Origin of the sequence: Metabacillus sp. 113a, assembly GCF_050107635.1 — a bacterium.
Taxonomy (GTDB): Bacteria; Bacillota; Bacilli; order Bacillales; family Bacillaceae; genus Metabacillus_B.
In genome coordinates this window covers 57,952-76,266 of record NZ_JBNILJ010000008.1, presented here as the reverse complement: position 1 = coordinate 76,266, position 18,315 = coordinate 57,952, and the positions used below count along the sequence as shown (strand labels likewise).

The 18,315-nt window shown below is 43.3% G+C and carries 21 protein-coding genes and 2 pseudogenes; 4 read left to right on the top strand and 19 right to left on the bottom strand.

Features of this window, described 5'->3' with window-relative positions; genetic code table 11:
- Positions 1-8: 8 nt before the first annotated feature.
- From ACQCVE_RS13055 to ACQCVE_RS13020, 8 genes are all read right to left on the bottom strand, one after another.
- Entirely contained in the window at positions 9-227 is a 219-nt protein-coding gene (locus tag ACQCVE_RS13055; protein ID WP_426844835.1) for a hypothetical protein, read from the bottom strand.
- Positions 228-370: 143 nt separating this feature from the next.
- Positions 371-616, bottom strand: coding sequence for a pre-toxin TG domain-containing protein (locus ACQCVE_RS13050; RefSeq protein ID WP_426863070.1), 246 nt, complete (start codon positions 614-616; stop codon positions 371-373).
- Positions 617-918: 302 nt separating this feature from the next.
- On the bottom strand, positions 919-1,284 hold the full coding sequence (locus ACQCVE_RS13045) for a hypothetical protein (RefSeq protein ID WP_426863069.1): 366 nt from the start codon (positions 1,282-1,284) through the stop codon (positions 919-921).
- Between the two features lie 530 nt (positions 1,285-1,814).
- Positions 1,815-2,123, bottom strand: coding sequence for a hypothetical protein (locus ACQCVE_RS13040; RefSeq protein WP_426863068.1), 309 nt, complete (start codon positions 2,121-2,123; stop codon positions 1,815-1,817).
- 130 nt (positions 2,124-2,253) lie between these two features.
- Positions 2,254-2,454, bottom strand: coding sequence for a hypothetical protein (locus ACQCVE_RS13035; protein ID WP_426844839.1), 201 nt, complete (start codon positions 2,452-2,454; stop codon positions 2,254-2,256).
- Between the two features lie 35 nt (positions 2,455-2,489).
- The gene (locus ACQCVE_RS13030; protein WP_426844840.1) at positions 2,490-2,654 is read right to left on the bottom strand and encodes a hypothetical protein; all 165 of its coding nucleotides are present in this window, start codon (positions 2,652-2,654) and stop codon (positions 2,490-2,492) included.
- Positions 2,655-3,265: 611 nt separating this feature from the next.
- Entirely contained in the window at positions 3,266-3,709 is a 444-nt protein-coding gene (locus tag ACQCVE_RS13025; protein ID WP_426863067.1) for a hypothetical protein, read from the bottom strand.
- A gap of 441 nt (positions 3,710-4,150) precedes the next feature.
- Complete coding sequence (locus ACQCVE_RS13020) at positions 4,151-4,498, bottom strand: hypothetical protein (protein WP_426844842.1); 348 nt, start codon at positions 4,496-4,498, stop codon at positions 4,151-4,153.
- A 416-nt stretch (positions 4,499-4,914) separates the two neighbouring features.
- Here ACQCVE_RS13020 and ACQCVE_RS13015 point away from each other — a divergent pair.
- Positions 4,915-5,221: pseudogene (locus ACQCVE_RS13015) on the top strand (IS3 family transposase); the annotation flags it as partial.
- A 265-nt stretch (positions 5,222-5,486) separates the two neighbouring features.
- Here ACQCVE_RS13015 and ACQCVE_RS13010 read toward each other — a convergent pair.
- From ACQCVE_RS13010 to rlmD, 5 genes and pseudogenes are all read right to left on the bottom strand, one after another.
- A complete protein-coding gene (locus tag ACQCVE_RS13010) occupies positions 5,487-5,924 on the bottom strand; it encodes a hypothetical protein (protein ID WP_426863066.1) in 438 nt (145 codons plus the stop codon).
- Positions 5,925-5,933: 9 nt separating this feature from the next.
- The gene (locus ACQCVE_RS13005; protein ID WP_426863065.1) at positions 5,934-7,238 is read right to left on the bottom strand and encodes a polymorphic toxin type 30 domain-containing protein; all 1,305 of its coding nucleotides are present in this window, start codon (positions 7,236-7,238) and stop codon (positions 5,934-5,936) included.
- Complete coding sequence (locus ACQCVE_RS13000) at positions 7,235-7,546, bottom strand: WXG100 family type VII secretion target (protein WP_426844845.1); 312 nt, start codon at positions 7,544-7,546, stop codon at positions 7,235-7,237. The genes ACQCVE_RS13005 and ACQCVE_RS13000 overlap by 4 nt, the downstream gene beginning before the upstream one ends.
- Positions 7,547-7,850: 304 nt before the next feature.
- A pseudogene (locus tag ACQCVE_RS12995) lies at positions 7,851-8,519 on the bottom strand (Type 1 glutamine amidotransferase-like domain-containing protein).
- A 133-nt stretch (positions 8,520-8,652) separates the two neighbouring features.
- Positions 8,653-10,047, bottom strand: a complete 1,395-nt coding sequence (gene rlmD / locus ACQCVE_RS12990; RefSeq protein ID WP_426863064.1) for a 23S rRNA (uracil(1939)-C(5))-methyltransferase RlmD — start codon at positions 10,045-10,047, stop codon at positions 8,653-8,655.
- Positions 10,048-10,444: 397 nt separating this feature from the next.
- Between rlmD and ACQCVE_RS12985 the strand changes: the two genes are divergently transcribed.
- Positions 10,445-10,900 carry a hypothetical protein gene (locus tag ACQCVE_RS12985; protein WP_426844848.1) on the top strand — a complete coding sequence of 152 codons (456 nt, stop codon included), beginning with the start codon at positions 10,445-10,447 and terminating at the stop codon, positions 10,898-10,900.
- Between the two features lie 677 nt (positions 10,901-11,577).
- On the opposite strand, the gene ACQCVE_RS12980 is transcribed toward ACQCVE_RS12985, so the two are convergent.
- The 3 genes from ACQCVE_RS12980 to ACQCVE_RS12970 all read right to left on the bottom strand — a co-directional run bounded on the left by ACQCVE_RS12980 (position 11,578) and on the right by ACQCVE_RS12970 (position 14,554).
- Positions 11,578-12,564: a diacylglycerol kinase gene (locus ACQCVE_RS12980; RefSeq protein WP_426844849.1), complete on the bottom strand. Its 987-nt coding sequence runs from the start codon at positions 12,562-12,564 to the stop codon at positions 11,578-11,580.
- Positions 12,565-12,855: 291 nt separating this feature from the next.
- Positions 12,856-13,305, bottom strand: coding sequence for a DinB family protein (locus ACQCVE_RS12975; protein WP_426863063.1), 450 nt, complete (start codon positions 13,303-13,305; stop codon positions 12,856-12,858).
- A gap of 58 nt (positions 13,306-13,363) precedes the next feature.
- Complete coding sequence (locus ACQCVE_RS12970; RefSeq protein WP_426863062.1) at positions 13,364-14,554, bottom strand: YhgE/Pip domain-containing protein; 1,191 nt, start codon at positions 14,552-14,554, stop codon at positions 13,364-13,366.
- Positions 14,555-14,716: 162 nt separating this feature from the next.
- Between ACQCVE_RS12970 and ACQCVE_RS12965 the strand changes: the two genes are divergently transcribed.
- Positions 14,717-15,328, top strand: a complete 612-nt coding sequence (locus ACQCVE_RS12965; protein ID WP_426863061.1) for a TetR/AcrR family transcriptional regulator — start codon at positions 14,717-14,719, stop codon at positions 15,326-15,328.
- Between the two features lie 5 nt (positions 15,329-15,333).
- Here ACQCVE_RS12965 and ACQCVE_RS12960 read toward each other — a convergent pair whose 3' ends face one another.
- The 3 genes from ACQCVE_RS12960 to ACQCVE_RS12950 form a co-directional block, all read right to left on the bottom strand.
- Positions 15,334-15,804 (bottom strand): DUF2306 domain-containing protein, encoded by a 471-nt coding sequence (locus tag ACQCVE_RS12960; protein ID WP_426863060.1) that lies wholly within the window; start codon positions 15,802-15,804, stop codon positions 15,334-15,336.
- Positions 15,805-16,062: 258 nt separating this feature from the next.
- Complete coding sequence (locus ACQCVE_RS12955) at positions 16,063-16,797, bottom strand: gamma-glutamyl-gamma-aminobutyrate hydrolase family protein (RefSeq protein WP_426863059.1); 735 nt, start codon at positions 16,795-16,797, stop codon at positions 16,063-16,065.
- A gap of 80 nt (positions 16,798-16,877) precedes the next feature.
- Positions 16,878-17,777, bottom strand: coding sequence for an SDR family oxidoreductase (locus ACQCVE_RS12950; protein ID WP_426863058.1), 900 nt, complete (start codon positions 17,775-17,777; stop codon positions 16,878-16,880).
- A 267-nt stretch (positions 17,778-18,044) separates the two neighbouring features.
- Between ACQCVE_RS12950 and ACQCVE_RS12945 the strand changes: the two genes are divergently transcribed.
- Positions 18,045-18,278: a hypothetical protein gene (locus ACQCVE_RS12945; protein WP_426844855.1), complete on the top strand. Its 234-nt coding sequence runs from the start codon at positions 18,045-18,047 to the stop codon at positions 18,276-18,278.
- Positions 18,279-18,315 lie beyond the last annotated feature (37 nt).

The following is an 18,315-nucleotide window of genomic DNA, read 5'->3' as shown; positions in this document are numbered from 1 at the left end:
TTACCTCCTTATTCCATAGGGTTAATTGTTTTATCCCGTTTATTGTTATTTAGCATTTTCCATAAATCCTCAACGCGTTTTACATGATACGTTGTAACATTACCATTGGCATTTGTTCCTACAAACTCAAATTTTGCTTCCCCCTTACGAGTGTTACCCATAAACTTCACGTAACCTGTTCGAGTTTCACCTTTATATTGATATCCTACTTTTGTGCCACTGCTCATAACATCCCGAGCACCTTGCATATATTGATCTGAATCATTATAAGCTCCATGGAATTCATTGTTTTTAACTGCAAGTTTTTCAAAATGAGACTCTAGTAAATCTCTAGAAGCAAAATTCTTCTACCCTCAACCTTCTTCGTCTCCTAATTTAAGACACCCCACAAGTCATCTCCTTTTCGGATCAGCTTTGAGCCGCCTTTGACAACGAAGCCGCCGAATAGGCCGAGAGCGCCGACTCCCCTGGTGATGCTGTCTACTTCTTTTTGTGTGACTGGATTTAAGCCGGTGGCTGCTTCAATGCCTCCTTTAATGTTGGAGCTTAAGGGGAGGAAGTCAACGATGATTTGTTTAACTACGATATTAAAAATACCCTCGAACCGGATGTTCAAGGGAAATAATTAAGACTATTTGAAAATTCCTCTTTAGTTTTTAGCAGTAGAAATGTAATTGAACCTTAAATGAATCATTTGATATTTGTCAGAAATTTTCCCTCTAAGCTCTCCTCGAAATGCAAATTAGGTGATACGTTTTAAAGGTGTTGTACGTACTAAGGAATTTGTTATAACACCATTTAGGACTTACAGGGGTTACTCATATTCTCTGTATAAAAAATGAACTATTCGTTAAGGTTGCCCCCACAAAAAAAACCTTGAAAGGCATTGAGTCAATCAAGGTATTCACTATAAATTAACTAACTATTCATATTATCCAAATATTTATTCGCTAAATCTCGAGCAACTCCTAATTTAATTTGTTTCTGCTTACTTAGACCTTGTAAATATTGAGTAATAGATTTAGATTCTATAATTGGATCAATTTCTGCATTATATCGATCTAATTCAATCTCCAAGATAATGTTCTCATTAATTAACAACTTATAAATATCCTCACCTTGCTCAGGTATCCAATCAATAATATAAGCTACTTTCATTTCAGGATATAAACTTCTTATCACTTCAAGCAATCTTTTATTCTCTTCACTCTTGAAAAGTAATTCATTAGATTTTACAAGTTGCTTTCTTATATCTTGTTCCGTTTTGCTACCAATTAGTTTCACGTTTTTCATTTCCTTTTTAACTATTTAATTACCCAGGTGTCACTGTCACTAAATTCCACTGCTATCAACTAAAATAGTCATTGTAGACGCAGGCTTAAAATCATTAAATTTATCCAAAGTGATTTCTCTGACATATCTAGGTCCATCTGCACTATCTATACTTCTTGAAACTGGTGATTTTACTATTTCTTTATTGGATAACAATGTTCAAAGTTCATCCTGAGAGATTGTGAACCGTGGAGCATTCTTGTTTGAAAAATGTCTATCTTTTACATGTTTCCATCCATCATTACTTATATTTATTCGGGACTGAACGATAGGTGGCATGCCTGGAATTTTACCCGTATCCTTCCCCTACCCTCAACCTTCTTCGTCTCCTTATTCAAGACACCCCACAAGTCATCTCCTTTTCGGACCAGTAGAAATGTAATTGAACCTTAAATAAATCATTTGATATTTGTCAGCAATTTTCCCTCTAAGCTCTCCTCGGAATGCAAATTCTGAAGCCAATCAAGGTAATCAATAATCTTTCAAAGATTAACTTTGTTTTCAACTCTGTAAACATTGCTTAATTTACTCTTAATAGAATCTACGGTTTCGCTAACTAAACGTAGAAATTGCTCTCTTTCTTGTTCTTGAGCAAATCCCTTATATTCAAAATTCACTTCGTTATCCTCAAATAAGTTATCATACGCCTCTTGAATTTCATCTAACGCTCTAACTATCAAAGTCTCGTTTGCAAGTTCATTAGCGACACTGTTATCAATTAACTCGCCTTTTTCATTATATATCCACATTGGGTAACACTGATACTCTAAGTCTATTTTTATCGTTTTCATTTTTCCTCCTATGGCTTAGAAACTGGATTTGCACCTACAATAAAACCATTGAGCATGGTGTGATGTGTAATTATCTTATATTTCTTCACGTATCATCTTGGGAGAAATCCCACACCTTCCAGGGTGTACACTATTTCTCCAGGTTAGAATATGGATTGGAGATATTATCATCAATCTCCTCTATTGCATCCTCTATTTCCAATTTGATCTCATTTGACATGTCTTCATTCTCTAATGAAACTTTAATCTTATTAAAACATTCTTCCAAACCAAGATTTATAACGATTGATAATGTAACATCCACTTCTTCATAGGAATTAGTATTCCACAATTTATAAAGCTCCTGATCAATTTTAGATTTTAAATCTACATTGAGCTCACTTGCTGATCAGTTAATTCGTTCAATATTTTAAGAAAATTTACCTTTCCCATTTTACCCAGGTTAAACTCTTCAAGGACTTCTTCATACATACATTCAAGTTTATCCACTGATATCAAATCTGGAAGTACTTCATAATCTCTTAACTCCATTGTTTCTATCTCCCTTTAACTGGAATATGAACGATATCTAAACTTTGATTTCTATACCACTTACCATCAATACCTAATGATTTGTTTTTATTTGAGCCGTCCATCTTGATCCTGAATCAGGGAGTAATTCAGCCGCCTTTTTATCTGGAGAATGCCATCTGATAATTGCTTTTTGACCATCTTTAACTAATAATGATGTTAATCTCCATAAAGGTTTAGTCTATTTGAATTTATATATATTTATTAGTAATGTAGACTATATTCTTCTAATTTGAGATTTGTTAGTACCCTTTTATCTCAAAGGTGTACACGATCTCTAGGTTATTATAAGGAATTTAGTTTTTCATACCTTAAAGTTAAAATCATATTTTCTTTCTCCCACTTAAATTATAACGAAAAAAACCTTGAAAGGCATTTGGCCAATCAAGGATTAGAAGGTTAACCTATGTTCGGATCATCATATTTCCCAGCATTAGGTCATATTATTTCTTCTATAAAAAATTTCATCCAATTAATCATCCATCACATATTGTTTAGTATTTTTTGTTAAGCGAGTAAGAGTTAAGAGGGTTTTCATTTCCAAACGAACGTGGAATAAACCGTCTCTTCATCTATTCAAACATTACACCAAAACTAACATTCTCAAAATTCAAATATGCGTTGCAAATATCAGAAGTATAATAGGGTTCAAGTTCTTGAATTTTTCTTGAAGTAATAAATAATCCAAACCCTGATATATCGTTACAATTTTTTTCAAAAACTTGGATTTCCGTATCTGTATCATCATTCGCTACAATTATTTCTATATTTTGGTCAACTAATTGCATAACTATTTCATGAATCTTAATTAACTTATCAATTTCTATATAAATATTTTCCTTTAGAAATTCTATGTCAATTATATCAAAATCAGTTTCATAATATTTACGATCATCATATTTATAACTACTTACTTCTATATTTTCTTCATATTGTTTCTTAAATATATTGCAAATCACCTGAATATCTTCTCTCTTCATTTCATGGTCTGAGAGATAGGTATTAACTAATCTCATTATTTTACAACTCCTTTCTCAATTAAATATTATGTATTGTAAGTTACTTAAGTTGTAAGCTGCAATAAATCGAACCCTCCGAACTATGAATAGATCTTTGATCGGCTAGTGTTTAATTTAATAATTTGTTATTTACGTCAAATCATATGAAGATAATTGACCCCTGCTATTTTGCCACGGTCCACCTGCTTTTATACCTATAGTTTGCCCTGCTACAATACCTTTCCAACCATTTTTATTGTATTTGTTGAAAGCGCTACAAGAATAAATAGGGCATACGTTTTAATGGCGTTGTACGTACTATATAATTCTTACGAACATAATTCAGGGCTTACCAGGGTTACTCATATCATAAAAAAACGAACTATTCGTCACTGTATAGTCCCACTAACAAAAAAACCTTGAAAGGCATTTAGCCAATCAAGGTTTCATAAGGTGTTCCTACCAATTTCCTCTCTCAAAATCTGGATTGTCTATTTCTTTAATATATACTGATATCCACAAAACTGTTTGTTCAACGGGGTCTGTTTCAAGGTAAACTCCTTTAGAACTACAATACACTTCTTCAAAATCATCATATACAAAACTTGGTTCTAGCTTTATAACATCATCAATGTGCATTCCTACCCTAATTTTATTAAATAATGTACCCTTATAGTTACTTGTTGCAGTTATTTTAAATAACTTACCATTTAATAGATTAAACCATAAATCTAATGAGTTATCTATTTCATACCTTATTAAATATTTTCCTAATAGTTTCGGTTGCTTACCATATTGTTCTATCATTGAATAAAACTCATTGATGTGGCTATATAGCTTCATTCCGCCCATTCCGTCCCAAGGGACAATAGGTGCCTGTAAATTAATCAGATATATCACTTCCCATTAAAAATAATAGTAGCATTTTCTTTTCCATCAGTTTTATAAGTATTCTTTTTTCCATCTACAATTTTTATAATACCTTGGTCACTTGTACTAATTTTTATATAAGGATTATCCCCATGTCTGCCTCCACCAGTTGATACTTGTAGCTGTGTAATATTTCTACCGCTTCCTGGATTATTGACTTTAATTATTTGTGCACCTGAGCGTGATTTAGTAGAGGCTCTTACAGTAACATAATACCTTGACTCTTTAAAATTCCAGCAATTTCATCTGCAGTCTTTCCACTAAATACACTAGGGTTGGATAGGCTACACGGAGCTCTATCACCGATCAAAAGGGACCTCCGCAAGATCAAGTTTTTCCATACAGATCGTGGCAGTGAATTCGAAAACAAGCTAATTGACGACGCTCTGGAGACGTTCGGAATCAAACGCTCCTTAAGTATGAAGGGCTGCCCTTATGATAATGCGGTGGCTGAAGCAACATTTAAAATCATTAAAACAGAGTTCGTTAAGCGTCGTCATTTTACCAGTTTTTAAGAGTTAACAAGAGAATCAGGATTATGTTCATTGGTTTAATCACATTCGAATTCACAGAACGTTAGGCTACATAAGCCCCATCGAGTGTAAACTTGGACACCTTATAAAACTGTCTAGTTTCGTGTTGACAATCCATTCTTCGTCTCCTTATTCAAGACACCCTACAAGAATAAATAGGGCAAACGTTTTAAAGGTGTAGTACGTACTATATAATTCTTACAAACAACAGCGCTTACAAGGGTAACTCATATTATATAAATAAAAAACGAACTGTTCGTCACTGGGTAGCCCCACCGCCAAAAAAAAACCTTGAAAGGTTTAATTCCTTTCAAGGTTTTATTATTGTTATTTTATATAGTACTACACAAATTACTGATAGCGTTATACGCTGCTTCTCTGACAAGAATATTACTATGATTTTTATATTGCTCTAGCAAGTTTAGATAACTTGCGTTATTTGATTGCCCCAACACTTCAAGCAAATTTGATAATGCAAATTCACTTAAATTATCTAAGACTAGAATAATACTATCAAAGTTAAACTCATTAACTTGTTGGTACATAAACACTAAATTTATAGCTTCTGATATTTGGTCTTTCAGCTTACTATCATTCTCAGTGTGTATTTTTGATACAAGGAAGTTTAAAATTTCATTTAAATTTTCAATATTGTAATCCTTGTATTCGTAACTCTCTAATATGTCACACAGTTCATATAATACTCTCAGCTTATCATGGTTATTGTTCCTAAACAAAGTCGTCAGTTTATTATAAATATTATATGTCATACAACCCTCCTAAGGTCTTTTTATAGAAATATGGGTTTGGTTGGCGATTGTTTCGTTAAAGAATGGACTGTTTTTATTTAACAAATTATTTTTATGCCAATTTCCTTGACTATCCATAAACCATTTACCTCTTTGAACTCTCATAGTCCATCCCATATTTGCATTTGAACCAATTGGAGCAGACAAATCTTCACTGTGCATTCTGACCCTCCATGTTGCTCCATCATTCCATTTGTATTCAACACCTTCTTTAATATTATCAGTTGGTGTTAAATTTCTTTTCGTAGCGTTAGAAGGGATATTGGATATTATATCATCAGCTGCAGAGATACCTGTACCTTTACCCCTACCCTCAACCTTCTTCGTCTCCTTATTCAAGACACCCCACAAGTCATCTCCTTTTCGAACCAGCTTAGAGCCGCCTTTGATAAGGAAGCCTCCGAATAGGCCGAGGGCGCCGACTCCCCTGGTGATGCTGTCTACTTCTTTTTGCGTGATGGGGTTGAAGCCGGTGGCTGCTTCGACGCCTCCTTTTATGTTGGAGCTTACGGGGAGGAGGTCCGCAGCTTCTGAGGCGATTTCCCGTTTTTGTTCGATGTTTTCGATTTTTTCTCCGGTGAGCATGTGGCGCCCTGTCATGAGTTCAGATGTTACTTTATACGCCGAAATTCCCGGGAGGAAGTTTAAGATGACGGAACCTTCCTCAACTTTTTTATTGAATTCCTTTACGCTTTTTTTCTTCACGACCCATTTCTTACCAGACCAATCTTTTAAGGGTGAACTGGGTAAAACCTTTGGGATTTTTTCAGCGAGCTGGACCTGCAGCTTCCCCTTATCATCTGTATACTCCCGGACAATCTGGCCGTTGTTATAGACGTAATAGGTGCCGTGAAATTTAGGGTCCGCACTTTCAATCTGCTTGGTTTTGGCCACCCGGTGTCCCATCGGGTTCACCAGCTCCCCGTCCTCCACATGCACATGGTTTCTTTTCCATTCGATGATCGCCTGCGGGTTCTTTTCAATCGATTGGGGGATGGCGCCAGGGTTTTCGCTGAAAAGGCCGGAGGCATCCTGATCGGTTCCGAGCATGGACTCCCGGGCGATGAAGATGTTTTGATGGCCGCTATCCAGCTTTTCCACATAGCTTTTCAGATGCTTTTCTACGTCCATTTTAGCATTTTCAATGGCGCCGTTGCTGACATAAGCGGAAGCGCCTTCGAGAATGCGTTTGGCTTCTTCACCGTACCCTTTGGCCGTGCCGAGTTTCTGAGCCATGTTCAGCAGGTCATCTGCGTTGATCAGGATCTCCGTCATACCTGACTGTACTCCTGAAGCAGCCGGCTGATTTCCCTGTCAATTTCATCCACGGTCTCTTTGCCCGCCTGGTCCATATTCGTCTCCAGCTGCTTAAGCTCGGCGGCCACTTCTTTATAGGCTTCTGCAGCCTTGCCTTTCCAATCGGATGCATACTGGTCATTGACATAATGAAGACCTTTCTTTGCTTTTTCGAGCTCATCCAGCCCTTCCTCAACATCCGCTCTGTAGTCCCTTAAAGATTCAATCCGCCTGCGGATCTCTTCCCGTTCAGCCCGCCGCGCCTCCATTTCCAGTATATCCGGCAAAACGTTTCACTCCTTTAAAATCAGGCGTGTCCTCTGTCTGCGGGGAATCTAACGGTGTGAAGAATGAGAAACAAAACGCCATAATCGGTCAAACTACTTCTTTGTTCCACAAATAAACGAAAGTTAAACAGTTTTTACCAAAAATGTGATTTAACGCAAACAAGCAGTCCGAATGTTACCGGACTGCTTTTCATCTATGACTTATTTGAGCATCCCTTAATTTATCCTATTGGTTAAATTATGCCCACGTTCGGTCTTTACCTGAGAAAACAAAAACCATTTAATAAACCAGCACAGAACAGCATCATGACAAGAATGGCTTCCAATGCCCTTCTGAGATAACTTCTGGCACGCCGCCAATCACCTTTATGGCGGTCTCATCATCAATCGCATAAGCCGGCCCCTCTATCCCGGCTGCCCATTTCTCAGCAGCAGCCATCGTGTTGTGCGGGAGCATCCCGTGATCCAGGTGGGGGAAGATGGCAAAATCGACGAGATGGAGTGTTTTATCACTACCGTTTGGGGGAGTCCAGCCGACGAAGAAGTCCCCGATACGAGGTGCCATTACCATGCTTCCGGCGCTCATTCCCACATAGACTGAACGCAGCGAGGGCAGGAGGTCTGCCAGTCCGGACTGCTGCATCCAATAACTCAGGTAGAGGGCGTCGCCTCCACTCACGAGCAGGACGTCTGTCTCCCTGACCAGCGGCATCCACCGTTCTTCGTCAATGCTTGGCAGCGCTGTGAGCTCCAGTATGCCGACGGATTTTCAGCCCAGGCTGACCATAGGATTCTCTTCTTTTCAAGTGATGAACTTCCAGGCCTGGACGCCGGGACCAACCCAGGGGTGTCCATACATTCCAGTGGGGATACACAGAGCACTGCAGTCGGCGATTGGCTTGTCCAGCATGTCTTCCAGTGCGGCATGGATGCTTTTGTTTTTGACACCGCCAGATGTAAGCAGAAGTTTTATACTCTAACTCCTTCCTGTTTCAATATTCTGGTTTAGCTATTCTGCATGATCCGCTTTTATCCTTCTGCTTCCATACAATGCCCATAAAAAAAAGCGGCACACCGGTCATTCGTTACCGGTGTGCCGCCAAAAATCAGGCGTCTGCTTCCTCTTTTAAAACAATCTTCGCAACCGCTTCACAATGCATCGTCTGCGGGAACATATCGACCGGCTGGACTTCAACCGTCTCATAGCCTCCCTGTTCGAGCACCTGCAGGTCTCTCGCAAGTGTTCCTGGATTGCAGCTTACGTAGACCACCCGCTTTGGCTTCATATCCAGAATGGTTTTCAGCAGGGCTTCGTCGCAGCCTTTACGCGGCGGATCGACGACAATTGTGTCCGCTTTGATGCCCTTCTTGTACCAGTTCGGGATGACGACTTCCGCTTCTCCGACACCAAATTCTGCGTTGCTCAGTCCGTTCAGTTCCGCGTTGCGTTTGGCGTCTTCAATGGCTTCGGGGACGATTTCGACACCGTATACCTTTTTCGCTTTCTGGGCGAGGAACAGGGAGATCGTTCCGATACCGCAGTAAGCGTCGATGACGGTTTCTTCGCCTGTAAGCTCAGCATATTCCAGTGCTTTGTCGTAAAGCACCTTCGTTTGCTCCGGGTTGACCTGGTAGAACGACCTTGCCGAGATGGCGAAGCGGATGTCACCGATGCTGTCGTAAATGTATTCTTCGCCCCAGAGGACGTTTGTTTCATCGCCGAAGATGACGTTCGTGAGTTTATTGTTGATGTTTTGGACGATCGATTTCACCTGTCCGAACCGGCTTGTAATTTCTTCGATGATTTCGTTTTTATGCGGGAAGTGGTTTGTTTTTGTCACAAAGACGACCATCATTTCCCCGCTCACCTGGCCGTAGCGGACCATGATGTGGCGGAGCCAGCCTTTGTGGGTATCTTCCCTATAAGCCCGGATGCCGCGGCGGCTGCAGATTTCTTTGACCGCCTGGACGACGTCATCGTTTTCCGCCTGCTGGATGAGGCATTTCTGCATATCGATGATTTCATGGGAACGCTGCTGGTAGAAGCCGGCAACGAGTCCGCCTTCCCGCTCGCCGACCGGAACCTGGGCTTTGTTGCGGTAATTCCACGGGTCGTTCATGCCGAGAGTCGGATGGACCGTTACCCGGTCAAGATCCAGCTTGCCGATCCGGCTGAGGACGTTTTCGACCTGCTTGCGCTTGAAATCGAGCTGGCCTTTATAGCTCAGATGCTGCAGCTGGCAGCCGCCGCACTCCTTGTAGATCGGGCATGGAGCCTCGACCCGTTCCGGGCTCTCCTCCGTCAATTCCATCAAACGTCCGAAGGCAAAGCCTTTTTTCACCTTAATGATTTTGATTTTGGCGCGCTCTCCAGGGAGAACGTTCTGCACAAATATAGGAAACCCCTGAACCTTCGCCACTCCGGCTCCTTCGTGGGTCAGATCTTCAAAGGTCACATCGTAAAATTCATTCTTCTGTACGGGTACTTCTGTTTTAGGCATTATTCTCGTCCTTTTCAAAGTATGCTTTCTCAATTTTATCATATTCAGAAGGGAAACATCAGCGTAATGCAGCATCGCCAGTTCTGCTGCCGAAGCACAGCATAGCCGAGCCGTTATGAGACACCCGTCACCATAATATGGATGACCGGTTAAATGAGGTTTTGCATCTTACTCTTAATAAACGCCTTACGGTATGTGCATTATGCACTCTGCTTTGGAGGTCGAGGCATGCACGCCATTCCAATCAACTTAATCCAAATGCCTTACCTGCAGGCGGTCTCTAGATAAATGCATAGGCAGGTTCATTCAAATTTTTTAGCATGTTACCGAATTGAAACTCTGCTGTAATATGAGGTTTGGTATAATATACCTAACCAGTAGCAGAGGAGTGGGTTCAGTGATTAGTATTGAGGCATTGGGTGCAGACAGTCTGACAGAGGGAGATCAGTTTATTCATTACCTGAACAGCGACACGCGGTTCGTGTTTACATACAATGGAAAATCGGTCCAGTTTTTAACCGAGGTTTCGAAAAACATTCTATATGATGTAGCAATGAAGCTGATCCGCAAATTTGAGTCATTTGAGGTAACGCCATTTGGGGTGGAGTCTGACCATTCCGTCGTCTTCCGCTTCAGTGAGGATCGGGCACGGGTAGACATTAAAAAGATGCCCTCCGCCTCTCTTGCGACCATCGAAGAAACATCCTTCCCCGCAGATGTATTCCTGGTAGAGTTCGCAAAAGCATACGAGCATTTTCTTTCTCCTCTTAACAAAGCAGAAAAAGAAGATGAGGAAACACCGAGGGACCTTGTACAGATGAGAGAGATTCTGGAGTTATTGAAGGAGCAGTGAGTGGCCGTTTTAGAATCCCAGAATAATATCGGCATTGTAACCAGATAATCGTATTTCACTAATTTTTAAGCTTAACCAGATCCTGCTCTGAATCGGAATTAGCAATGTATCCGTCTGGTATTCTCAGATAGATGATTGCGGGTTCCCTCGTAAATCCATGTAGACCAGCTTCCCATTCATTTTTAAGGTCAGCTGGTGATTCTTCAGCTTTTAATTTGCCGGATTAAAGAGGGTGAAAGGGTCGCTGTTGGCAGTTTGGAAATAAAGAAGCCTGTCACTGCCCTGAATATCACCTGCTGTTCCGCTAAGGCGCTGTTTCGACAATGGATCCTTGTCTGGAAAATAACATGGAATGCAGCTTTCCTTTCGAACTAGAAGTCAAGAATGCGTTCGCCCTGGAGGCCCGTTTAGACCTCATTCACCAAGCCGGAGCTCTTATAAGGCTGTTTTTGATGTTTTTAAAGCTGTTTTGAGGGCCGATGGGCAGGATATTGTCCATACTTTTGTTTTATTGTCCTAGCCTCTCAACTTATTGTCCGTACTTTTATTTTATTGTCCTATCTCCTCATTTTATTGTCCGTACTTTTAATATATTTACTTTTCGACAAAATTCGCTAAACCCTATTTTAATTAAGCATTCAATAAAAAGCGTGTGCCTCAGCACACGCTTAAATTCTCTATTGGTCCTCTTCCTGCATCTCCCGCTTGTCGAGCGGTCCTTCGTTCACGTTCTCTTCCTCTTCTTTCGCGTCCTCCTGCGACATTTCGTCTGCTTTTTCCTTCGACATGACGATGTCGAGATGGCGGTACAGGTTTTCAAACTCAGCCGGCAGGAGACCGCCGTACTCTCCATCAAGGTTCAGCTGCATTTTATCCTTTGTTGTTACTTTCACACGGCTCGCTTTTGTATAAATGACGTGCTCATCGTTCATATGCTCTCCCCGCAGTGCAAGGGAGGCCACCCGTACAAATTCAGCCAGGTTGGCTTTTTTCAGGATGAGGAGATCAAAAAGACCGTCATTCAGCTTGGAGTCCGGTGCGAGCTTTTCGAATCCGCCTACAGAATTAGTGAGGGAGCAGAGGAACAGCATTACTTCCCCCTGGAATAATTTTCCGTCATACTCAATCTCCACTTCGGTTGGCCGGATGGATGGCAGCATTTCCATGCCCTTAAGGTAATAAGCAAGCTGTCCAAGCATTGTCTTCAGCTTGCTCGGCACCTCATACGTGAGCTCAGTCAGCTTGCCGCCGCCGGCGATATTAATAAAAAACCCATCGTTTACCCGGCCGATATCAATTGGAACTGCAACCCCGCTCACAAGCATATCTGCAGCTGCAAGCACATCATTCAGCGGGAGAGCAATGGCCCGTGCGAAGTCGTTTGTTGTGCCAACCGGGATAATGCCGAGCTGTGGACGTTTATCAAAACGGGCTATTCCGTTCACAACCTCGTTCACCGTTCCGTCGCCGCCCGCTGCGACAATCAGGTCAAAACCGCGTTCCGCTGCAAGCTTTGCAGCATCCGTCGCATCCCCTTCGCACGTCGTCGCATGGCAGGAAGTCTCATAGCCTGCATTTTCAAACTTCGCCAGAACCTCCGGCAGATGCCGTTTAAACGCTTCCCTTCCGGAGGTCGGATTGTAAATAATTCTCGCTCTCTTCATTCTCCATCATCCTATGCTTGTATTCTAATTTCCGTTAAATTCGCTTTATTCAGTCTACCACTTTTGATGCAGACCTTCAATTAGCCCGTCCCTATAAAATCCCCCAAAAACTGGTTTACGAAACCATTTTGGGAAAAGAAAGACAGCAGGCCGGGTCGGGCTGCTGTCCTGGTTTTGAGGAGTAGGATGAATGGGTGACCTTCGCAGAAATGACTGTCTCTAAGGGGCCGGCTTTCTTTCAGCCTTTTCACTTATTTTATCGGCACGGGTCAAAAGATGTTAACTTTTTTCTTAGAGTTTTTGAAAGTCGATGACACGCTTCATTTCTTCGATTTTCCCCATATGCAGGGCTTCATGAGTCAGCACAAAGGCGGCTAGTTCTCCCGCTGTTTCCATTTCAAAGAACGGTTTTTCCATCTTCTCCATGAGCTCCTCATCGGGAATAGTAAGAATCCGCGGAAGCTGTTCTCTGAGCTTGCTGATTAGTTCATCAGAGGATGGCACTTCCTGAGGCCAGTTTTCCGGACTTGTTCCCCCGCCAAACCAGTCCTTGTACTCTGAAGGGATGGCCGGAGGATGGAACAAAAGAAGCTCAGCTGTTGTCAGTGTATGGCCGATGTGCCACCGAATCGTATTTCTGAATCCTTTCGGCTGAACATCCGCAGCATCCTTCGTCTCGCTGGCAATTTTGAGAAACCAGCCTCTCGTCATGGTAAACTGTTTCGCCATCAGCTCATTCATTTTGATCTCCCCTTTCGTTGCCTTAAGGGTATCACAATAAGCATCAGGAATAAGGTCTTTATTTCATTTCGGCCGGTTCCTGCCGTGCGCTTTCCTTTTTCACCAATCCTTTTGCTGTGGAAACCGCCATAACCGCAAAGGAACCGAGACCAATCATACCGAGGATCCAGCGCTGCTCTTCAAAACCATTGCCTTCGAAGAAAAACAGGGTTTTGAACCCTTCCACACTATGTGTAAACGGAATCCAGGACAGGAGCCACGTCCGCGTTGCTTCCGGAAGAAATTCCGGCGGCATATTCAAAACCGGACTCGAAAAGAAGAACAGCAGGATTAAAACCGGCATCGCCCCAAAGCCAATCCAGTTGAGCAGAGCGCCCTGCATCAGGAAAAACATGAAGGCGGTGAAAATCATGAAGCCGTATGTTTCTCCGAAATCCGGAACCTCCAATCCAAGCAGACCTGTAGCAATCCAGAGGATGATAAAAGAATTCAAGCTTACAAAAATGAAACCAGCTGCAAGCTGGGCTGCCAGGGAAGATAGCGTGATCCTTCCGCCCGAAGCCTTTTTCAGACCTAGATAAATAACGATCGAACTGATAATCGTTGTAAGCCAAAGGATTTGCGTCATCATCCCCGGTGAATTCCCCCCGGCATTATTGTCTCCTACCGCATTCACGTTCTCTGAATTCAACGAAATCCGTTCAGCCGCCTGCTGAACTTGGTCAGGGGCGAGCATCACCTTTTGAGCTTTCATCTGAGCAAGCATCTGCCCGCTTATTTCTTTGTTCACTCCTGTGAATACTTTATCCATGATCGCCGCCACGCTGTTTGCAGCATTCAGATTCTTTCCCTGATTAACGAGCAGTTTTGCTTCTGCCTGGACGGGTTCCGGTGACTGAAGAGAAGCTGCATGTTCAGAGAATTCTGCCGGAATGATCAGCGCTGCATAGTACGCCCGGTCATCGAGTTTCTCTTTTGCTTCTCTTTCGCTGTCCAATACAGTCCATTTAATCGGGAGATCTTTGTTTCCCGTTACTTTTTCCTGCATGAGCTTTCCGATCTCAAGTTTCTGGCCATTTGGGAGCTGTACACCCTGGTCCTTCATCACGAGCGCAACAGGGAGATCCTTCGGGGCCGGATTAACATTCGATCCCATAAAAGCAAAAGTAAAAATAAGTGCTGCTGCTGCAAGTCCGGCAAGCCCACCCCAGAACATTTTCTGAGTAAAGTACGTTTTGACAGTCTTCATTGTTGAACCTCCAATCTAATAGACAATCTGTTGTTTATTTAACAATCTGTACAACAACTATGGTATTCTAGAAAAAAGGTTCATACAATGCGCAATACAGGATGCAATGACCTATAAACAACATTTCATCTGCAATTGTTGATTTATTTTTGGAGGGATATGATGGAATTTAAAACTGATCTGCGCATTATCCGGACGAGAAGGTCCATCCGGGATGCATTCATCCAGCTTGTAAGAGAGAAAGGCTTTGAAGCTATGACCATTCATGATATCACTGCCAAAGCGATGATCAACCGCGGCACGTTTTACCTGCATTATCAGGACAAATATGACCTGCTCGAACGGCTGACGGATGAAGTGTTTCAGGATGTAATCGGCAACATTAACCCGTCCACCCATCTCGTAGGCGGAAAAATGCATCCCAAAAATGTAGAAACCTCCATTCAATCTGTCTTTGAAGCGATCTCTGCCCATGCAGATTTTTTCCAGGCCATGCTCGGCAGCAACGGGAGTCTGGAATTTTCCCGGAACATGCTCTCCATGATCCGGACAAAATTTGACTCGGAATTTACGAAAGCCGGCCTGCCGGAGGAACAGATGCATCTCCCGAAGGACCTTGTCATCACCTTCATTTCCTCCGCCTGCCACGGCATGATGACGTGGTGGCTCCAGAACGGAATGAGCCATTCCCCTGCCTACATGGCTCAGAGCATTGTTAAAATTATGATGAATGGACCGGCGCGGAGCTTTGGGGTTGAAGTGATGGAGGAGTAAAAGCATCAGCTGGCGGCTGATGCTTTTTTACGGACATGCTTGCGGTTGACGAGGGCGATAAGGAGGCTTCCGACGATGGTTGGCAGAAACCAGATAAAGAGAATAGGGACCCCATGCAAAAAAGAAATTTTTGGGGCATTTACGACGAGCACCGCTGTTATGACGGCAATATAAGAGCCAAGCATTCCGCTAATGTGATACAGCAGCCAGTTCTTCCACTTTCTTTTGACGGCAAGATATCCGATAATGGCGAACGAATACGAGAAAAAACCAATGTAAAACAGATATGCGCTCTCTTCCCAATGCAGAACTGCCATCGTGATGGAGGTAAGAAAAATGATTACAAAAGCTCCGTGGTAAATCTCACCGGACCATGTATGCCTGCCTTTTCTTTTTTGTGAAAGCATCGCGATCAGACCGGTAAACAGGCAAATGACTCCGGCTGCAATATGGATCCCCAACAGGATCGGGAACATGGGAGGCAACACCTTCTTTTTTTCTATATCGTACCATGTCAGAAGGCTATAACATGTTAATTTAAGGTAAAAAATGGTTCCGTTATATCGCGGGTCTGGCCCCACTTCCACTGCTGTATTAAAGATCCGGCACCACATCCTGTAACCCTTCCAGCACTAGAGACCACGGCTGTAAGCCTCTGACCCCGAATGCGTTAAAGCACTGCGGGACTGGCACCCCGAACCTGAACACAAAAAAAACGGGCCAAAGCCCGCTTTTTACGATTGAACCGCTTCTTCTTCTGTACATTCTTCCACAAAAACATCAAAGAGCCGCTGCATATTTTCATATTTAACAGCCATTTCTTCCGGATGCCACTGAACCGCAAGAACAGACCAGTCAGCCTCGGTGCCTTCAACTGCTTCAATCACCCCGTCCGGTGCACGGGCGACCACCTTCAGATTGTCAGCGACATGCGCAAGTGCCTGGTGGTGCATGCTGTTGATGCTGACTCTCGTATCGCCAAGAATGCGGTGAAGCCTGCTTCCTTCTTCGACCTCGCAGTCATGGGAGGCATTGATTCTTGAGCCGTCCTGATGGTGCTTAATTCCATCATTAAGCTGGCTGTGAATATCCTGGGTAAGGGTCCCTCCAAGAGCTGTATTCAAAGAGGCAATACCACGGCAGATTGCAAAAATCGGAAGCCTTTCTTTTTCAGCTGCCTTTACAAGGGCAATCTCTGTTTCATCCCGTTCGAGAATTGTTTTGCCGAGTTCCGGATGAGGATTGGCCCCGTATGACTGAGGATCCACGTCTTCTCCCCCGCTTAACAGCAGGCCATCAATCATGTTCACCCATGCTTCGGCTGCTTCGTCCGTTCCAATAGGCAGAATAATGGGGATCCCGCCTGCTCTCAGGACTGCTTCCGGATACTTGGAGTGAACAAACGAATGATCAATCCCGTTTACATCTTTCTGTGAGCCTGTAATGCCTATAATTGGTTTTCGCGCCATAATTACTGTCTCCTTTTTGGTCTATTATCTATCAGTACCCTAATAGGCTTATGCCAACACTTCCGATTTACAAACCAGAATCAGGTTGTCATCATTTGCCCGCCGTTCACATGCATGGCTTCACCCGTCACATACCTTGAGTCATCACTTGCGAGGTAGACATAGGCACCAGCCAGCTCAAACGGCTGGGCTGCCCGTTTGGAAGCAGACTGCAATCCGAAACGGCTTACCTTTTCCGCACCGTAGCTTGAAACGATGAGCGGGGTCCAGACTGGGCCTGGAGAGATGCTGTTGACCCGGATGCCTTTAGGAATCAGATTAAGGGCGAGGGATCGGGTGAAGGAGACGATGGCCCCTTTTGCTGCCGAATAGTCAATCAGCTCTTTGTTCCCTTCATAAGCAGTTACCGAGGCGGTGTTGATGATGGAGGCACCCGGCTTAAGGTGGGGGACAGCCGCTTTTGTCATATAAAAATAGGAGTAGATATTCGTTTTGAACGTGCGGTCAAATTGCTTGGCTGTTATAGCTGAAAAGTCTTCCTGAGGGTATTGGACAGCCAGATTATTAACGACGATGTCAATTTTCCCAAATGTTTTGAGTGCCTGGGCTGCCACTTTTTCATTTGTGTTTTCTTCGGAGAGGTCTCCCGGAATTAGCAGGCATTTTCCGCCGATTTCTTCAATCCGCTCCTTTGTCTCCTCTGCGTCCCGATGTTCGTTTAAATAAGGGATGACAAGGCTTGCCCCTTCCTTTGCAAAGGCATAGGCCGCCGCTCTCCCAATTCCGCTGTCTCCTCCGCTGATAATGGCGATTTTATCCTTCAGCTTCCCGCTTCCCTTATCATCCGGGTTTTCAGAGATCGGCCTCGGGTTCATGGCATATTCAAACCCTGGCTGCTGAGCCTGGGCCTGAGGCGGAAACGTAAGCGGTTTTACTTCACATTCCAGCTTGCTGCTGTAGTAGGGATAATAAGGATACATGCCCATTCCCCTTTCGCTTAAGTCAGATGACGCCAACGACAGTTTATTCAGCTGAAGCCCGCTTCATACCGTTAAAGCTTCTTACGGATGTGGTCACTGATCAAACGATTTCTCCATTTATGGGGGAGAAGCTGATTAATGCCATGGCGAGGCTACGACCAGTTCCTTTACCTGTTTCCATTCGTTACGTTAGCAGGAATAGATTCCGGAATAGGCAGCCATGCTTCAGGTAAAAGCTAAGGCTATGGTACAGAAGGAGGAATGGCAGTGTTTGAAGACACGATGCATGCATTAAGGCATGCCGAAGAGGCTGTACTGGAGGCGCAGGGCCATCCGGGATCGGCCGAGTTCCAGCAGGCCGTCCAGCGCCTGCACATTGCAAAGGACCACATCGCCTATACGAAGACGCTTGAACTGAACGATGAACAGCAACACCGCCTAAGCCTTGCTTCCGAGCGGCTTGTCCATCTTCAGCAAACAATGGAATCGCTTGAGGATTAACGCTTGCCATAACCGATCCGGGTTATGGCCTTTCTTT

Coding starts and splice junctions, on each gene's coding strand:
- ACQCVE_RS13055 (WP_426844835.1), bottom strand. CDS start 227: ATGAGCAGTGGCACAAAAGTAGGATATCAATATAAAGGTGAAACTCGA.
- ACQCVE_RS13040 (WP_426863068.1), bottom strand. CDS start 2,123: ATGAAAACGATAAAAATAGACTTAGAGTATCAGTGTTACCCAATGTGG.
- ACQCVE_RS13030 (WP_426844840.1), bottom strand. CDS start 2,654: ATGGAGTTAAGAGATTATGAAGTACTTCCAGATTTGATATCAGTGGAT.
- ACQCVE_RS13025 (WP_426863067.1), bottom strand. CDS start 3,709: ATGAGATTAGTTAATACCTATCTCTCAGACCATGAAATGAAGAGAGAA.
- ACQCVE_RS13020 (WP_426844842.1), bottom strand. CDS start 4,498: ATGATAGAACAATATGGTAAGCAACCGAAACTATTAGGAAAATATTTA.
- ACQCVE_RS13010 (WP_426863066.1), bottom strand. CDS start 5,924: ATGACATATAATATTTATAATAAACTGACGACTTTGTTTAGGAACAAT.
- ACQCVE_RS13005 (WP_426863065.1), bottom strand. CDS start 7,238: ATGACGGAGATCCTGATCAACGCAGATGACCTGCTGAACATGGCTCAG.
- rlmD (WP_426863064.1), bottom strand. CDS start 10,047: ATGCCTAAAACAGAAGTACCCGTACAGAAGAATGAATTTTACGATGTG.
- ACQCVE_RS12980 (WP_426844849.1), bottom strand. CDS start 12,564: ATGAAGAGAGCGAGAATTATTTACAATCCGACCTCCGGAAGGGAAGCG.
- ACQCVE_RS12975 (WP_426863063.1), bottom strand. CDS start 13,305: ATGAATGAGCTGATGGCGAAACAGTTTACCATGACGAGAGGCTGGTTT.
- ACQCVE_RS12970 (WP_426863062.1), bottom strand. CDS start 14,554: ATGAAGACTGTCAAAACGTACTTTACTCAGAAAATGTTCTGGGGTGGG.
- ACQCVE_RS12965 (WP_426863061.1), top strand. CDS start 14,717: ATGGAATTTAAAACTGATCTGCGCATTATCCGGACGAGAAGGTCCATC.
- ACQCVE_RS12960 (WP_426863060.1), bottom strand. CDS start 15,804: ATGTTCCCGATCCTGTTGGGGATCCATATTGCAGCCGGAGTCATTTGC.
- ACQCVE_RS12955 (WP_426863059.1), bottom strand. CDS start 16,797: ATGGCGCGAAAACCAATTATAGGCATTACAGGCTCACAGAAAGATGTA.
- ACQCVE_RS12950 (WP_426863058.1), bottom strand. CDS start 17,777: ATGTATCCTTATTATCCCTACTACAGCAGCAAGCTGGAATGTGAAGTA.